We start from the raw sequence: 14,443 nt of genomic DNA, 5'->3' as shown, positions 1-14,443 counted from the left end.
TGCGGATGAAGGAACACATCGGTCGCGGAGGACCGCGGACGGTACGGGGAACTTTTTCGAACAACCCTGTTGACGGGCCATCTGAGTGTCCGTATACCCCGGCTCATCGGCGCCGGCCGCGGAAGTGGACCGGGCGCTGAGCCATCTTCTGACAAGCGGGCGGGCTGGCCGGCGGGATTGCCGGGCGGACAACGTGACCATGGACGTGGCGCTGATCGTGCCGGTGGCCATGGAGGAGAAGCTGCGCTTCGCCATCCGCGAGGGCGGCCGCACCGTCGGCGCCGGCGTCGTCGCCGCCATCAACGACTGAGCTCGAGCAAGCATCCTTAGCAGGGCGCGGCGGGGCGAGAGCCTCGCGTACCCCGCCGTCCCTCTCAAGGTTCCAGGATCATGAACGGTCAGAACATCCGTATCCGCCTGAAGGCGTTCGATCACCGCATCCTCGATGCGTCGACCAAGGAGATCGTCTCCACGGCCCGGCGCACCGGCGCGACCATCCGGGGTCCGATCCCGCTCCCGACGCATATTGAGAAGTTCACCGTGAACCGCTCGCCGCACATCGACAAGAAGTCGCGCGAGCAGTTCGAGATGCGCACGCACAAGCGGGTGCTCGATATCGTCGATCCGACGCCGCAGACCGTGGACGCGCTGATGAAGCTCGACCTCGCCGCGGGCGTGGACGTGGAGATCAAGCTCTGAGTCCGCTGAGGACTTAGGGCTTACCGTTTCATCGCGCGAGGGAGAGAACCTATGCGCTCAGGCGTCATCGCACAGAAGGTCGGCATGACCCGCGTCTTTACGGACGCGGGGGAGCATGTCCCCGTCACGGTGCTCAAGATCGATCAGTGCCAGGTGGTGGCCCACCGCACCGTCGAGAAGAACGGCTACGTCGCGCTGCAGGTCGGCGTCGGCAAGGCCAAGGTCAAGAACGTCTCGGCCGCCGAGCGGGGCCGCTTCGCGGTCGCCAAGGTCGAGCCGAAGAAGAAGCTCGCCGAGTTCCGCGTGTCCGAGGACGCGCTGATCCCGGTCGGCGCCGAGATCACCGCGGATCACTTCATCCCCGGCCAGTTCGTGGATGTCACCGGCACCACGACCGGTAAGGGTTTCGCCGGCGGCATCAAGCGCTGGAACTTCGGCGGCCTGCGCGCCACGCACGGCGTGTCGATCTCGCACCGTTCGATCGGTTCGACCGGCGGCCGTCAGGACCCGGGCAAGACCTTCAAGAACAAGAAGATGCCGGGTCACCTCGGCGTCGAGCGGGTCACCACCCAGAACCTGCGCGTCGTGCGCACCGATCCCGAGCGCGGCCTGATCCTGGTCGAGGGCGCGGTGCCGGGCGTTGCCGGCGGCTGGATCCAGATCCGCGACGCGGTGAAGCGCAAGCTCCCCGCCGATGTTCCGCTGCCGGGCAAGTTCCGCGAGAACGGCGCCTCCGCTCCGGCGACCGAGGCCCCTGCGGCTGAGGAGACCGCGTGATGAAGCTCGATGTGAGAACCCTCGACGGCGCCGGTGCCGGCTCTGTCGAACTGAACGAAGAGATCTTCGGCCTGGAGCCCCGCGCTGACCTGCTGCAGCGCATGGTCCGCTGGCAACTCGCCAAGCGCCGCGCCGGCACCCATGCCGTGCAGAACCGCTCGGACGTGAACCGGACCCGCAAGAAGCTCTACAAGCAGAAGGGCACCGGTAACGCCCGCCACGGCGCGGCCTCGGCGCCGCAGTTCCGCGGCGGCGGACGCGCCTTCGGCCCCGTGCCGCGCGACCACAGCCACGACCTGCCCAAGAAGGTCCGTGCGCTGGCCCTGCGCCACGCCCTGTCGGCCAAGGCCAAGGCCTCGACCCTGATCGTCGTCGACGACATCAAGATCGAGGATCACAAGACCAAGGGTCTCGTCGAGCGCTTCGGCAAGATGGGCCTCTCGAACGCGCTGATCATCGGCGGTGCCGAGGTCGACGTGAATTTCGGCCGGGCCGCCCGCGCCATCCCGCAGATCGACGTGCTGCCCGTGCAGGGCATCAACGTCTACGACATCCTGCGCCGCGACACGCTCGTCCTGACGAAGGCTGCCGTCGACGCGCTGGAGGAGCGTTTCAAATGAGTGCCGATCCGCGCCACTACGACATCGTCGTCTCCCCGGTGATCACCGAGAAGGCGACGAACCTGACCGAACAGAACAAGGTCGTCTTCCGCGTCGCCCCCAAGGCGACCAAGCCTCAGATCAAGGAGGCCGTCGAGAAGCTGTTCGACGTGAAGGTCACGGCCGTGAACACCCTTGTCACCAAGGGTAAGAAGAAGATTTTCCGCGGTCTCCGCGGACAGCGCTCCGACGTGAAGAAGGCGATCGTGACCCTGGCCGAGGGCCACTCGATCGACGTCACGACCGGGCTCTGAGGACGGGATTTAGGGATCCAAGCCGATGGCCTTGAAGACATTCAAACCGGTCACGCCGAGCCTGCGCCAGCTCGTGCTCGTCGACCGCCGTGAGCTCTACAAGGGCAAGCCGGTGAAGGCGCTGACGGAGGGCAAGTCGTCCTCCGGCGGCCGGAACAACCTGGGTCGCATCACCGTCCGCTTCCGCGGCGGCGGTCACAAGCGCGTCCTGCGCAACGTCGACTTCAAGCGTCGCGAGCAGCTCGGCGTCGCCGCCACGGTGGAGCGGATCGAGTACGATCCGAACCGCACGGCGTTCATCGCGCTGATCAACTTCCCCGACGGGAAGCAGAGCTACATCCTGGCCCCCCAGCGCCTGCAGCCGGGCGACAAAGTGGTGGCCGGCGAGAGCGTCGACATCAAGCCGGGCAATGCGGCTCCGGTCGGCTCGATGCCGGTGGGCACGATCGTCCACAATGTCGAGCTGAAGATCGGCAAGGGCGGCGCGATCGCCCGCTCGGCCGGCAACTACGCGCAGATCGTCGGCCGCGACCAGGGCTACGTGACGCTGCGCCTGAACTCGGGCGAGCAGCGCCTGGTCCACGGTCAGTGCTTCGCCAGCGTCGGCGCGGTCTCGAACCCGGACCACATGAACATCTCGCTCGGCAAGGCCGGGCGCAACCGTTGGCTCGGCAAGCGCCCGCACAACCGCGGCGTGGCGATGAACCCGGTCGACCATCCGCACGGCGGCGGCGAGGGTCGCACCTCGGGCGGCCGCAACCCGGTCACGCCCTGGGGCGTGCCCACCAAGGGGAAGAAGACCCGGTCCAACAAGCGGACCGACGTGTTCATCCTGTCCAGCCGCCACAACCGCAAGAAGTAATCGCTATGGCACGCTCTCTCTGGAAGGGGCCGTTCGTCGACGGCTACCTCTTCAAGAAGGCCGAGGCGGCGCGGGGCTCCTCGCGCTCCGAGGTCATCAAGATCTGGAGCCGCCGCTCCACGATCCTCCCGCAGTTCGTCGGGCTCACCTTCGGTGTGCACAACGGGCAGAAGCACATCCCGGTCTACGTCACCGAGGAGATGGTCGGGCACAAGTTCGGCGAGTTCTCGCCGACCCGCACCTTCCCCGGCCACGCGGCCGACAAGAAGGCGAAGAGGCGCTGAGATGGGCAAGCAAGCCACCCCCGCGCGCTCCCCGAGAACGAGGCCAAGGCCGTCGCGCGCATGCTGCGCGTCAGCCCGCAGAAGCTCAACCTCGTGGCGCAGATGATCCGCGGCAAGAAGGTCGACACGGCGCTCGCCGAGCTGCAGTTCTCGCGCAAGCGGATCTCCACCGAGGTCAAGAAGTGCCTCGAGAGCGCCATCGCCAACGCCGAGAACAACCACGACCTGGACGTCGACGACCTCGTCGTCTCCCAGGCCTTCGTGGGCAAGGCGCTGGTTCTCAAGCGTTTCCACGCCCGCGCCCGCGGCCGCGGCGCGCGCATCCTGAAGCCCTTCTCGAACCTCACCATCGTGGTTCGCGAAGTCCGCCAAGCCGAAGCGGCTTGAGGAGGATCTGATGGGTCAGAAAGTCAACCCGATCGGTCTCCGGCTCGGCATCAACCGGACCTGGGATTCCCGCTGGTTCGCCAACAAGGGCGACTACGCGAAGCTCATGCACGAGGACGTCGCGATCCGCGCCGCCCTCATGAAGCAGCTCAAGCAGGCGGCGGTCTCCAAGATCGTCATCGAGCGCCCGCACCGGAAGTGCCGCGTCACCATCCACTCGGGCCGTCCGGGCGTGGTGATCGGCAAGAAGGGCGCGGACATCGAGAAGCTGCGCAAGCTCGTCGGCACGATGACCAAGGCCGACGTGACCATCAACATCGTCGAGGTGCGCAAGCCCGAGATCGACGCCACCCTGGTGGCCGACTCGATCGCCCAGCAGCTTGAGCGCCGCGTCGCCTTCCGGCGCGCCATGAAGCGGGCCGTGCAGTCGGCCATGCGTCTGGGCGCCGAGGGCATCCGGATCAACTGCTCGGGCCGCCTCGGCGGCGCCGAGATCGCCCGGCAGGAATGGTACCGCGAGGGGCGCGTCCCGCTGCACACGCTGCGCGCCGACGTCGACTACGGCACCGCGACGGCGTTCACGACCTATGGCACCTGCGGCATCAAGGTGTGGGTGTTCAAGGGCGAGATCCTTGAGCACGACCCGATGGCCCAGGACAAGAAGGCCCAGGAAGAGGGCGGCCGTTCCGGCGGACGCCGTGAGCGCGATGGCGAGGGCGGCCGCGAGCGCGGACGCCGCGAGCGCGAGCACGCATAAGGTAGGACGCCATGCTGCAACCGAAAAAGACCCGCTTCCGCAAGCAGTTCAAGGGCCGCATCCACGGTGCGGCCAAGGGCGGCTTCGAGCTGAACTTCGGCCAGTTCGGCCTGAAGGCGGTGGAGCCTGAGCGCGTCACCGCCCGCCAGATCGAGGCGGCCCGCCGCGCGATCACCCGCGAGATGAAGCGCCAGGGCCGCGTCTGGATCCGGGTGTTCCCGGACGTGCCGGTTTCGTCGAAGCCGACCGAGGTCCGCATGGGCTCCGGCAAGGGCGCCCCGGATTACTGGGCGGCCCGGGTCCATCCCGGCCGGATCATGTTCGAGGTCGACGGCGTTGCCGACAACATCGCCAAGGAGGCGCTCCGCCTCGGCGCCGCGAAGCTCCCGATCCGCACGCGGGTCGTCCAGCGCATCGCCGACTGAACGGAGGATATCGTGAAGTCGACCCAACGAGTGTCTGATCTGAAGGCGCTGTCGCCGGATCAGCTGAATGACGAGTTGATCAACCTCAAGAAGGAGCAGTTCAACCTGCGCTTCCAGGGGGCCACCGGCCAGCTCGAGAACGTCGCCCGCGTCCGCGAGGTCCGTCGCGACATCGCCCGTGTCCGGACTCTGCAGCGTGCCAAGACGCTGCAGCAGGCCAAGGGCTGAGGCGGGTTTTAGGAGACAACCATGCCGAAGCGCATCCTGCAGGGCACCGTCGTCAGCGACAAGGGTGAGAAGACTATCGTGGTGAAGGTGGAGCGCCGCTTCACGCACCCGGTGATGAAGAAGACCGTCCGCCGCTCCAAGAACTACCACGCGCACGACGAGGCGAATGTCGCCAAGGTCGGGCAGACGGTGTTCATCGAGGAGTGCCGGCCCTACTCGAAGACCAAGACCTGGAAGCTGGTCGAGGGCGAGGTTGCCCAGGCCGAGGCTGGCGAAGCCGCCTGATCCCGACCCGGCGGCGCAGCGGGATGGTGCCTGAAGCGGCGTCCATCCCGGGGGCGCCGTCTGAGCGGAACGACGAACGCCCGGACGCATTTCGACTCGCAAGAGCCGGATTCGTGCCGGGCGTCGTCGTTTTCGGTGCCTGCGGCCGGTGGGGTCCGGACGAGCGCCTGCGGCACGGTCCACGATCGTACGCTGCTGTGCGTGATCGAGTGATCCCGTCCTTATGCCGAGATGCCCGCGTGCGAGGGCGGCCATCGAAAGCTCCAGGGATCTCGGGGCGATCTGGAGGGCGTCTTCGAGGCCTGCGCGGCCCCTTGCCGCTCCTCAGTATGAGTGCGTGGCTTGGATCGCCGATCTGAGGCTCTCCGATCTCGTGTCGCGTACCGTGCGCCCGCGAATCTCGCCCTCCCCGGTCGAGACTCCGGACGGGTTGCTGTCGTCGCAGCTTTATCCGAGACGCACGCAGAATTTCGCGGCCAGCCGGCGGCCGAGCAGCCCTACAGCCCTTGCCGATAGAGAACAAAACAGGTACATAGAGGCCGTGGCGACGCGCGTTGTGAACTGCGTCCAACCCCTTCATAAGGAGCCCGCCAGATGGCCCAGCCCGCATTGAAAGTGGTCGACATGCCCCCGGTGGACAAGGACAAGTCCAAGGCCATTGACGCCGCCCTGTCTCAGATCGAGCGCGCCTTCGGCAAGGGCTCGATCATGCGGCTCGGGAAGTCCGACAAGGTGCAGGAGGTCGAGACTGTCTCGACCGGCTCTCTGGGTCTCGACATCGCGCTCGGCGTCGGTGGCCTGCCGCGCGGCCGCGTCATTGAGATCTACGGCCCCGAATCGTCCGGCAAGACGACGCTGGCGCTGCACACCATTGCGGAGGCCCAGAAGAAGGGCGGCGTCTGCGCCTTCGTGGATGCCGAGCACGCCCTTGACCCGGTCTACGCCCGCAAGCTCGGCGTCAATCTCGACGACCTGCTGATCTCCCAGCCCGACACGGGCGAGCAGGCGCTCGAGATCACCGACACGCTGGTGCGCTCCGGCGCCATCGACGTGCTGGTGGTCGACTCGGTGGCCGCGCTGACTCCGCGGGCCGAGATCGAGGGCGAGATGGGCGAGAGCCAGCCCGGTCTCCAGGCCCGCCTGATGAGTCAGGCCCTGCGCAAGCTGACCGGCTCGATCTCGCGCTCGAACTGCATGGTCATCTTCATCAATCAGATCCGGATGAAGATCGGTGTCATGTACGGCAGCCCCGAGACGACCACGGGCGGCAACGCCCTGAAGTTCTACGCCTCGGTGCGCCTGGATATCCGCCGTATCTCGACCCTCAAGGACCGGGACGAGGCGATCGGCAATCAGGTCCGCGTCAAGGTGGTGAAGAACAAGGTCGCGCCGCCCTTCAAGCAGGTCGAATTCGACATCATGTTCGGCGAGGGCGTGTCGAAGGTCGGCGAGCTGATCGACCTCGGCGTGAAGGCCGGGATCGTCGAGAAGTCCGGCGCCTGGTTCTCGTATAACAGCCAGCGCCTCGGCCAGGGCCGCGAGAACTCGAAAGGCTTCCTGCGCGACAACCCGAAGATCGCCGCGGAGATCGAGGGCTCGATCCGGCAGAATTCCGGTCTGGTCGCCGAGAAGATCCTGGAGAACGCCGCCCCGACGGCGGACGACCTCGACGAGGGCGAGGCGTAAGACGCGCCGCCGCGGGCCTGAGAGGGCGGGCGGCGCATTGATCGACGCTTGAGTTTTGGCGGCCTCGGAGTCTCTCCGGGGCCGCTTCCCGTTCCGGGGTAGGACACGGCCGCGTCGCGGCTGCGCGCGTGCTGTGCGCCGTCATCACGAGCGCAGCGAAGGTGAACCCAGGGCGGCGCGAGGCTGGCCGTCGTTGTGCGGCCGGATCGCTTCGCTCCGCTCGCAAGGACGCCGGCGCTCGCCATGGAACGGACACTGCGAGAACCCGGGCATGCCGCCCGGGAGAGCCCGGGCGCTGGCGCGCGGCCCCGCCTCAATCCACCATCGTCTTCTTCACGGTCTCCACGAGCTGCTTCAGGCTGAAGGGCTTGGGCAGGAAGTTGAAGGTCTCGCCCTCCGGCAGGTTCTTGCGGAAGGCGTCCTCGGCGTAGCCGGAGACGAAGATCACCTTCAGGTCGGGCTGGTGCTTGCGCACCTCTCGGAGCAGGGTCGGGCCGTCCATCTCGGGCATGACGACGTCGGAGACCACGAGGTCGATGGGCTGCAGGCCCTCGCGGACGATGGCCAGGGCCTCAAGGCCCGAGGCCGCCTCCAGCACGGTGTAGCCGCGGGCCGAGAGCGCCCGGCTGTTGACCGCGCGCACCGGATCTTCGTCCTCCACGAGCAGGATGGTGCCCTGCCCCGTATGGTCGGCCGCGGGCTTGCGCGGCGCCGGCACCCCGGCCTTGCCCGGTGCGGCCTCGCCGGGCGGGGCGGGCTCGGACGGCTTGAGATCCGGCTTCGCGCCCTCCGCGGCATCCGGCTTCGGGAGCGCGCCCGGCTCCGCGCGCGGCAGGGCCGGCGTCGGCACCTCCTCCGGCTCGGCGACCGGCACGTGCCGCGGCAGGTAGATGCGGAAGGCCGTGCCCTCGCCCATCGTCGACTGGACGTCGATGGTGCCGCCGGACTGCTTGACGATGCCGAACACCGTCGAGAGGCCGAGGCCGGTGCCCTTGCCGATCTCCTTGGTGGTGAAGAACGGCTCGAAGATCTTCTCCATCAGCTCGGACGGGATGCCCTGGCCGGTGTCGCGGACCTCGATCAGCACGTGGTCGCCCGCCGGAGCTCCGCCTCGCCCTTCGGCGCCGGCGGTGGTCCCCGGATCGGTGACGTTCTCGGTGCGGATCATCAGCTTGCCGCCGTCCGGCATGGCGTCGCGGGCATTGACCGCGAGATTGACGATCACCTGCTCGAACTGGTTCACGTCCGCCTTCACGGGCCACACCTCGCGGCCGTGCTTCAGCTCCAGGGCGACGCGCTCGCCGAGGAGCCGCTTGAGGAGGAGCGTGAGTTCGGAGAGGGCCTCCCCGACATTCATCACCTCCGGCCGCAGGGTCTGCCGGCGGGAGAACGCCAGGAGCTGGCGGACGAGGCCCGCCGCCCGGTTGGCGTTCTGCTTGATCTGCATGATGTCCTGGAAGGCCGGATCGGTCGGCCGGTGGCTCGCCAGCAGAAGGTCCGAGTAGCCGATGATCGCCTGCAGCACGTTGTTGAAGTCGTGCGCGATGCCGCCCGCGAGCTGGCCGACGGCGTTCATCTTCTGGGCCTGGGCGACCTGCTGCTCCAGCTGCCGCTGGGCCGTGGTGTCGAGGGCGTAGAGGATGACGCGCTCGGCCTCGTCGGTCTGCTGCCCCGGATCGCCGCCGTCGGCCGGGCTGAGCCAGACCCGCGCCGAGCGGCCGCCCGGACCGTTCAGCTGCACCTCGATGGGCTCTGGGTCGGTGAGCCCGCTCGCCGCCCGGGCGAGCCCGGCCTCGAGGCTGGTGCGGTCGGCCACCGAATCGGCGACGTTGGGCTCGACCCGCGGGGCGGCCTCGCCGTCGATCTCGCCGTCATCCGCCTGGCGCGGCACCGTGCCGAACAGTCGGGTGAAGGAGGCGTTCGCCCGGGCGATCCGGCCGGCCCGGTCCAGCGTCGCGATGGCGATGGGCGAGTTGTTGAGGAAGCGGGCGAGGCGCACCTCGGCGGCGCGCTGGGGCTCGTCGGTCTCGGCCCCGGCGGAGCGGTTGATCACGAAGGTCCGCGAGGAGCCGGGCTTGCCGTCCTTGCCGAAGGCGACCCGATGGTAGAGCCGAACCGGCAGCGTGTGGCCGTTGCGCCGCCGCAGGTCGAGGTCGAACCGGTCGGTGCGCACCTCCCCCGGCAGGCCGGCCGTGCGCACGAGGACGTCCGCCTCAGGGGCGATCTCGGTCAGGTGCGGGCCGCCGGGGCCGACGCTGGCGAGGTCGTAGCCGAGCCACGCCGCGAGCGTCGCGTTCATGTAGACGATGGCGCCGGCGGGATCGATCGACAGGAACCCCGCCGGGGCGTGGTCGAGATAGTCGATCGCGTGCTGGAGCTCCTGGAAGACGTTCTCCTGCCGCTCGCGCTCGGCGGTGATGTCGGCCACGGTCCACAGGGAGGCCGCCCGGCGCGGGCGCGCGAGCGGGCGCACCGAGACTCGGTACCAGCCGAAGCCGCGCTCGCCGGCCACGGGGCCGAGCGGCGGCGACATCCGGACCTCCTCGGTGTGCGCCCTGGCATCCCGCGAGGCCTGAGACAGGCGGTAGACCGCCTCCGACACCTCCGGTGAGCCGACCAGGATGCGCTCCACCGGCACGAGGTTGGAGAAGGTGTCGCCGCTGGCGATCCGCAGGTAGGCCTCGTTGGCGTAGATCAGCCGGCCGCCCTCCTCGACCACCAGCTGCCCGTCGGGCGAGGCGTCGACGATGCCCTTGGTGATGTCGTCGCGGGCGGCGCTGCCGCTGAGCTGGAGCGCTCCGATCGCCAGGGCGAACAGGAAGAACACGCCCGCCATGGCCAGCAGGGCGAGCAGCCAGACGATCAGCGACTGGGCCTGCTCGTTGGCCACGAAGGACAGACCGATCGCGGCGCCGACCAGGAGCCCGGCGAGCACGAGCAGCAGCCCGACCCGGCCCGGCTGCTCCGAGCGGTCGATCGAGCCCGTCCCCTGCGGGGCGGCCGACGACGCGGCCGACGAACCGACCGGCGGCGCGACCGGCACCTGCGCACCGGAGACCGGCAGCGCCGCATTCGGCGGGCCCTCGGCGGGCGCCGGAGGTCCAGTGACGTCGGCCATCAGCTTCATTCCAGAACAGTCACCCGGTTGGGCCCATCGGCCATATCAGTACACGGGCAGGCCGGCACTACGCGCGTCGCGCCAAGCCTCGACGCAGCCTCGCGAAAAAAGGTGGAGGAAGCGTGGCTTTCCCACGTCCCGCGCTCGGCGAGGCCCGGCATGGCGGGCCTACGCGGCCCTTCGGCGCAGGCGCAGCACGAACCCGATGACCTCCGCCACGGCGCGGTAATGCTCGGCCGGGATCTCGCGGTCGATCTCCACGGTGGCGTGGAGCGCCCGGGCGAGGGGCGGGTTCTCGATCACCGCGACGCCGTGCTCGGCCGCCACCGCGCGGATCCGCAACGCCAGGGCGTCGACGCCCTTGGCGACGCAGACCGGCGCGGCCATGCCGGCCTCGTAGCGGAGCGCCACCGCGTAGTGGGTCGGGTTGGTCACCACCACGGTGGCGGTCGGCACGGCGGCCATCATGCGCTTCTTCACCCGCGCCATGCGCAGCTGCTTCAGGCGGCCCTTCACCTCCGGGTTGCCGTCCGACTCCTTCATCTCCTGCTTCAGCTCCTCCTTCGACATGCGGTGTCGCTTGCGCCAGCGGAACCGCGCGTAGAGCGCATCGCCCAGCGTGATCGCGAGGTGCATGCACAGCATGCCGGCGAGCAGCCGCAGGCAGAGGGACAGGATCGCCGGCAGGGATGCGACGGGATCGAGCTGGGCGAACACCTCCAGCCGGTCGCGGTCGTTCCACAGGAGCACGCCGCCGACGACGCCCACGGTGATGATCTTGGCGAGCCCCTTGCCGAACTGGAACCAGGCCTCGATCCCGACGAGCCGCTTCACGCCGGCCATCGGCGAGAGGCGCTCGAACTTCGGCATCAGCGCGTCGGGGCTGAACACCAGCGGGTGCTGCAGGAGCCCTGCCGCGAGGCCCGCGGCCGCCGCCAGCCCCACCGGGACGGCCACCGCCTGCACCCATAGCCAGAGGCCGTGGGTCAAAGCCTGCCGCATGGCGGTGGCGTCGTCCGGCAGGGTGTGGGCGTTCGCCAGATAGGCCTTGAGCCCCAGGACGAGGTTCTGGGCGATGCTCGGGCTCGCGAGCATCAGGGCGAGGGTGAAGGCGCCCAGGATCGCGAAGGTGTTGACCTCCGTGCTGGTCGCGACGTCGCCGCGCTCGATCGCCTGATCGAGCCGCCGCTGCGACGGCTCCTCGGTCTTGTCCTCGTCGTCCACGCCCTCGGCCATCGCTCAGCGGCCTGGGCGCGCGCTGGGATACGGGACCGCGGTCGGCCCGCTCAGGGGCCGACCGGTTCGGCGAGATACCGGCCGATATCGTCCAGGAAGACGCCCATCATGACGCCGAGGCAGCCGATCAGGATCAGCATGCCCACCAGCACCGAGGCCGGCACCGCCAGGAAGAACACCTGAAGCTGCGGCATCAGACGCGACAGTACGCCGAGCCCGAGGTTGAACAGGATCCCGAAGGCGATGAACGGCCCGGAGATCTGCACCGCCAGCGTGAAGCCGCGGGCAAGCGCCCGGGTCGCCAGCATCAGCGCGTCCGAGAAGGCCGGGACGCCGTCGGGCGGCAGCACCTCGTAGCTCCGGGCCAAGCCCCGGATGGCGAGATGGTGCAGGTCGGCGGCGAAGATCAGCGTGATCCCGAGGAGCGATAGGAAGTTGCCGACCGCGACCTGCTGGCCGCCCTGACTCGGATCCACCGTCATGGCGTAGGACAGGCCGAGCTGCGCCGAGATGATCATCCCGGCGGTCTGCAGGGCGGCCAGAACCATCCGCACCGTCAGGCCGAGGACCAGCCCGATGATCGTCTCGCCGAACAGGAGCCCGATCAGCCGGGGACCGGCCAGCCCGTCGGTGCCGCCGAGCAGCGGGCGCACGGTGGGGAACAGCACCAGGCTCACGAGCAGCGCGAAGGCCAGCCGCAGGCGCGGCGCCACCGTCTGCTCGCCGATCCCCGGCATCAGCATGATCAGCGTGCCGACGCGGGCGAAGACGATCAGGTAGGCCGAGGCGATCCCGGGCAGGAGCAGGTTCATCGCCGCCCCTATGACACGCGGATCGTGCCCCTGTCGTGGCCGGACCGGGCATCACCCGCCCGCCGCGATGCGGGCGGCGATCCGGGTCATGTAGCCGGCCATGGCGTCGCCGATGAAGGGCAGCATCAGCAGGAGCGCGGCGAACACCGACACGATCTTGGGCACGTAGATCAGGGTCTGCTCCTGGACCTGGGTCAGGGCCTGGACCAGCGAGACGGCGAGACCCACCGCGAGGGAGACGAGCATCAGCGGTCCGGCGATCTTCAGGAACACGAAGATGCCGTCGCGGGCGACGTCGAGGATGGCGAGGCCGGTCATTGGGGGTGCCGTTGTGTGCCAGGATTGCGGAACGGGACGGCTGGAGCGCTGTCCGTGCCGGTGGAAGGTCTGTCCAACCCTAACCCCTCATCCTGAGGTGACCGCACAGCGGGCCTCGAAGGAGGACTCCAGGGATCGCGCGGCTGCCTGGAGGGCTCCTTCGAGGCCTGCGCCGCGCTCCGGCACCCCAGGGTGAGGAGGGTGGATGGGATGATCCGGCTGCTGATCGCGAGCGGTGGACGACCCATCGTCAGATCTGCATCCGCATGATCTCCTCGTAGGCGGAGATCATGCGGTCGCGCACCGCGACCATGGTCTGGAGGGCGGTCTCGCTCTCGGCCACCGCGGTGACCACGTCGACCACGTTGGCCTTGCCGGCGGCGGCCGAGACGGCCTGCGCGTCGGCCCGGCGCCCGGCGTCGCCGACGCTGTCGAGTGTCTGCCCGAGGAACTGCATGAAGTCGCCGCCCGCTCCGGCGGCCGGCTGCACCCGGGGGGTGGGCTGGCCGGAGGCGAGGCCCTGGACGGCGGCGTAGGCGCCCGCCGCGAAGTTGCTCGAAGCCATGGCTATGCGTCCCCGGCCGTCACTTCAGGATCGCCAGCGTCTGCGCCAGCATCTTGCGCGTGGCGGTGACCATGTTGAGGTTCGCCTCGTAGGAGCGCTGGGCCTCGCGCAGGTCCATGTTCTCGATCAGCGCGTTGACGTTGGGCATCTGCACCTCGCCCCGCACGTTGGCCGCGGGGTTGCCGGGCTCGAACTTCGTGCGGAAGGCCGATTGGTCGCGCCGGACGCGCCCCGCCTCGACGAGCCGGGCGCCGGTCTCGTCGTCGAGGTGGCTCGTGAAGGTCGGGATCTTGCGCCGGTAGGGCTGGGTCCCCGCCGAGGCCGGCGCGGAATCGGCGTTGGCGATGTTCTCGGCGATGATCCGCATCCGGCCCGACTGGGCCTTGAGACCGGCGGCCGCCACCGCGAGCGATTTGGTGAATTCCATGGCTCAGGGCCCTCCTGCCGCGACGGATGTCCGGCCTGCCGCCTCGTCGACGCCCGATCAGCTCCTGATCAGCTCTTGCCGACGGCGATCTTCAGGGTGGTCAGGCTGTGCTGGTAGAGCGAGGCGGCGAGCTGGTAGTCCGACTGGTTCTCGCCGGCCTTCATCATCTCGTCCTCGAGATTGACGCCGTTGCCGCTCGGGCGGATCTCGAACCCCTTGGCGCGCTTGGAATCGGTCCCGACGCCCTGCCCGGCCGGCGCGATGTGCGCCGGACTCGTCAGCGCCAGCGTGGTGGAGGCGTTGACGGCCGCACCGGTCGCCCGGTCGAACCGCGGCGCGACGAGGTCGCGGGGCCTGAAGCCTGGCATGTCGGCATTGGCGACGTTCTCGGCGATCAGGCCCTGGCGCGCCTGGGCCCATTGCATCCGGGTCCGGAGCATGCCGAGCACGGGCAGGTCGGTGAGGGCCACGGTCGCCTCCGGTCTGATGTCGCCGCGCCGGATCGAGCGGGCTCGGCAAAAACTGCCGTGCGCATGGTTAACGGCCCGTTAAGCCATCGCCCGGCCCGTGACCCGGGGCCCGACTGCCGCGATCCAGCGCAAGACGCTGCGGCCCGAGCCGGCGTGCAGGGCGTCGAACGAAGTATCCGATTGCCGGACGGCCC

19 protein-coding genes and 1 pseudogene are annotated in these 14,443 nt (G+C 69.1%); 13 read left to right on the top strand and 7 right to left on the bottom strand.

Annotation, left to right across the window (positions count from 1 at the left end):
• Nucleotides 1–187 precede the first annotated feature (187 nt).
• The 13 genes and pseudogenes from tuf to recA form a co-directional block, all read left to right on the top strand.
• A pseudogene (tuf, locus tag MMSR116_RS26565) lies at nt 188–310 on the top strand (elongation factor Tu); the annotation flags it as partial.
• An 80-nt stretch (nt 311–390) separates the two neighbouring features.
• A complete protein-coding gene (gene rpsJ / locus MMSR116_RS26560; RefSeq protein WP_043351245.1) occupies nt 391–699 on the top strand; it encodes a 30S ribosomal protein S10 in 309 nt (102 codons plus the stop codon).
• Between the two features lie 51 nt (nt 700–750).
• Entirely contained in the window at nt 751–1,476 is a 726-nt protein-coding gene (rplC, locus tag MMSR116_RS26555; RefSeq protein ID WP_020094259.1) for a 50S ribosomal protein L3, read from the top strand.
• Nucleotides 1,476–2,096: a 50S ribosomal protein L4 gene (gene rplD / locus MMSR116_RS26550; protein WP_158169170.1), complete on the top strand. Its 621-nt coding sequence runs from the start codon at nt 1,476–1,478 to the stop codon at nt 2,094–2,096. Before rplC ends, rplD begins: the two co-directional genes overlap by 1 nt.
• Nucleotides 2,093–2,389 carry a 50S ribosomal protein L23 gene (locus MMSR116_RS26545; protein WP_020094257.1) on the top strand — a complete coding sequence of 99 codons (297 nt, stop codon included), beginning with the start codon at nt 2,093–2,095 and terminating at the stop codon, nt 2,387–2,389. Before rplD ends, MMSR116_RS26545 begins: the two co-directional genes overlap by 4 nt.
• 25 nt (nt 2,390–2,414) lie before the next feature.
• Nucleotides 2,415–3,251 (top strand): 50S ribosomal protein L2, encoded by an 837-nt coding sequence (gene rplB / locus MMSR116_RS26540; RefSeq protein WP_020094256.1) that lies wholly within the window; start codon nt 2,415–2,417, stop codon nt 3,249–3,251.
• Between the two features lie 5 nt (nt 3,252–3,256).
• Nucleotides 3,257–3,535 carry a 30S ribosomal protein S19 gene (gene rpsS / locus MMSR116_RS26535; RefSeq protein ID WP_012319190.1) on the top strand — a complete coding sequence of 93 codons (279 nt, stop codon included), beginning with the start codon at nt 3,257–3,259 and terminating at the stop codon, nt 3,533–3,535.
• Between the two features lie 60 nt (nt 3,536–3,595).
• Entirely contained in the window at nt 3,596–3,922 is a 327-nt protein-coding gene (gene rplV, locus MMSR116_RS26530) for a 50S ribosomal protein L22 (RefSeq protein ID WP_158169168.1), read from the top strand.
• A 10-nt stretch (nt 3,923–3,932) separates the two neighbouring features.
• The gene (gene rpsC / locus MMSR116_RS26525) at nt 3,933–4,679 is read left to right on the top strand and encodes a 30S ribosomal protein S3 (RefSeq protein ID WP_012319192.1); all 747 of its coding nucleotides are present in this window, start codon (nt 3,933–3,935) and stop codon (nt 4,677–4,679) included.
• 11 nt (nt 4,680–4,690) lie between these two features.
• A complete protein-coding gene (rplP, locus tag MMSR116_RS26520; protein WP_158169166.1) occupies nt 4,691–5,104 on the top strand; it encodes a 50S ribosomal protein L16 in 414 nt (137 codons plus the stop codon).
• A 12-nt stretch (nt 5,105–5,116) separates the two neighbouring features.
• Nucleotides 5,117–5,332 (top strand): 50S ribosomal protein L29, encoded by a 216-nt coding sequence (gene rpmC, locus MMSR116_RS26515; RefSeq protein WP_158169164.1) that lies wholly within the window; start codon nt 5,117–5,119, stop codon nt 5,330–5,332.
• Between the two features lie 21 nt (nt 5,333–5,353).
• Nucleotides 5,354–5,617, top strand: coding sequence for a 30S ribosomal protein S17 (gene rpsQ / locus MMSR116_RS26510; protein WP_158169162.1), 264 nt, complete (start codon nt 5,354–5,356; stop codon nt 5,615–5,617).
• Between the two features lie 624 nt (nt 5,618–6,241).
• Complete coding sequence (gene recA, locus MMSR116_RS26505) at nt 6,242–7,303, top strand: recombinase RecA (protein ID WP_373866322.1); 1,062 nt, start codon at nt 6,242–6,244, stop codon at nt 7,301–7,303.
• A gap of 313 nt (nt 7,304–7,616) precedes the next feature.
• Here the strand turns inward: recA and cckA are convergent, their stop codons facing one another.
• The 7 genes from cckA to flgB form a co-directional block, all read right to left on the bottom strand.
• A complete protein-coding gene (gene cckA / locus MMSR116_RS26500; protein WP_244625538.1) occupies nt 7,617–10,421 on the bottom strand; it encodes a cell cycle histidine kinase CckA in 2,805 nt (934 codons plus the stop codon).
• Between the two features lie 168 nt (nt 10,422–10,589).
• Nucleotides 10,590–11,657, bottom strand: a complete 1,068-nt coding sequence (gene flhB / locus MMSR116_RS26495; RefSeq protein WP_158169160.1) for a flagellar biosynthesis protein FlhB — start codon at nt 11,655–11,657, stop codon at nt 10,590–10,592.
• 50 nt (nt 11,658–11,707) lie between these two features.
• Nucleotides 11,708–12,469 (bottom strand): flagellar biosynthetic protein FliR, encoded by a 762-nt coding sequence (fliR, locus tag MMSR116_RS26490; RefSeq protein WP_158169158.1) that lies wholly within the window; start codon nt 12,467–12,469, stop codon nt 11,708–11,710.
• Nucleotides 12,470–12,520: 51 nt separating this feature from the next.
• Nucleotides 12,521–12,787 (bottom strand): flagellar biosynthetic protein FliQ, encoded by a 267-nt coding sequence (locus MMSR116_RS26485; protein WP_158169156.1) that lies wholly within the window; start codon nt 12,785–12,787, stop codon nt 12,521–12,523.
• Between the two features lie 250 nt (nt 12,788–13,037).
• Nucleotides 13,038–13,352: a flagellar hook-basal body complex protein FliE gene (fliE, locus tag MMSR116_RS26480; protein WP_158169154.1), complete on the bottom strand. Its 315-nt coding sequence runs from the start codon at nt 13,350–13,352 to the stop codon at nt 13,038–13,040.
• A gap of 19 nt (nt 13,353–13,371) precedes the next feature.
• On the bottom strand, nt 13,372–13,779 hold the full coding sequence (gene flgC, locus MMSR116_RS26475; protein WP_158169152.1) for a flagellar basal body rod protein FlgC: 408 nt from the start codon (nt 13,777–13,779) through the stop codon (nt 13,372–13,374).
• Nucleotides 13,780–13,847: 68 nt separating this feature from the next.
• The gene (gene flgB, locus MMSR116_RS26470) at nt 13,848–14,249 is read right to left on the bottom strand and encodes a flagellar basal body rod protein FlgB (RefSeq protein ID WP_158169150.1); all 402 of its coding nucleotides are present in this window, start codon (nt 14,247–14,249) and stop codon (nt 13,848–13,850) included.
• Nucleotides 14,250–14,443: the final 194 nt, after the last annotated feature.

Source organism: Methylobacterium mesophilicum SR1.6/6 (genome assembly GCF_000364445.2).
Classification (GTDB): domain Bacteria; phylum Pseudomonadota; class Alphaproteobacteria; order Rhizobiales; family Beijerinckiaceae; genus Methylobacterium; species Methylobacterium mesophilicum_A.
The sequence above is the reverse complement of the archived record's forward strand: the minus strand, read 5'-3'. Positions and strand labels throughout refer to the sequence as shown.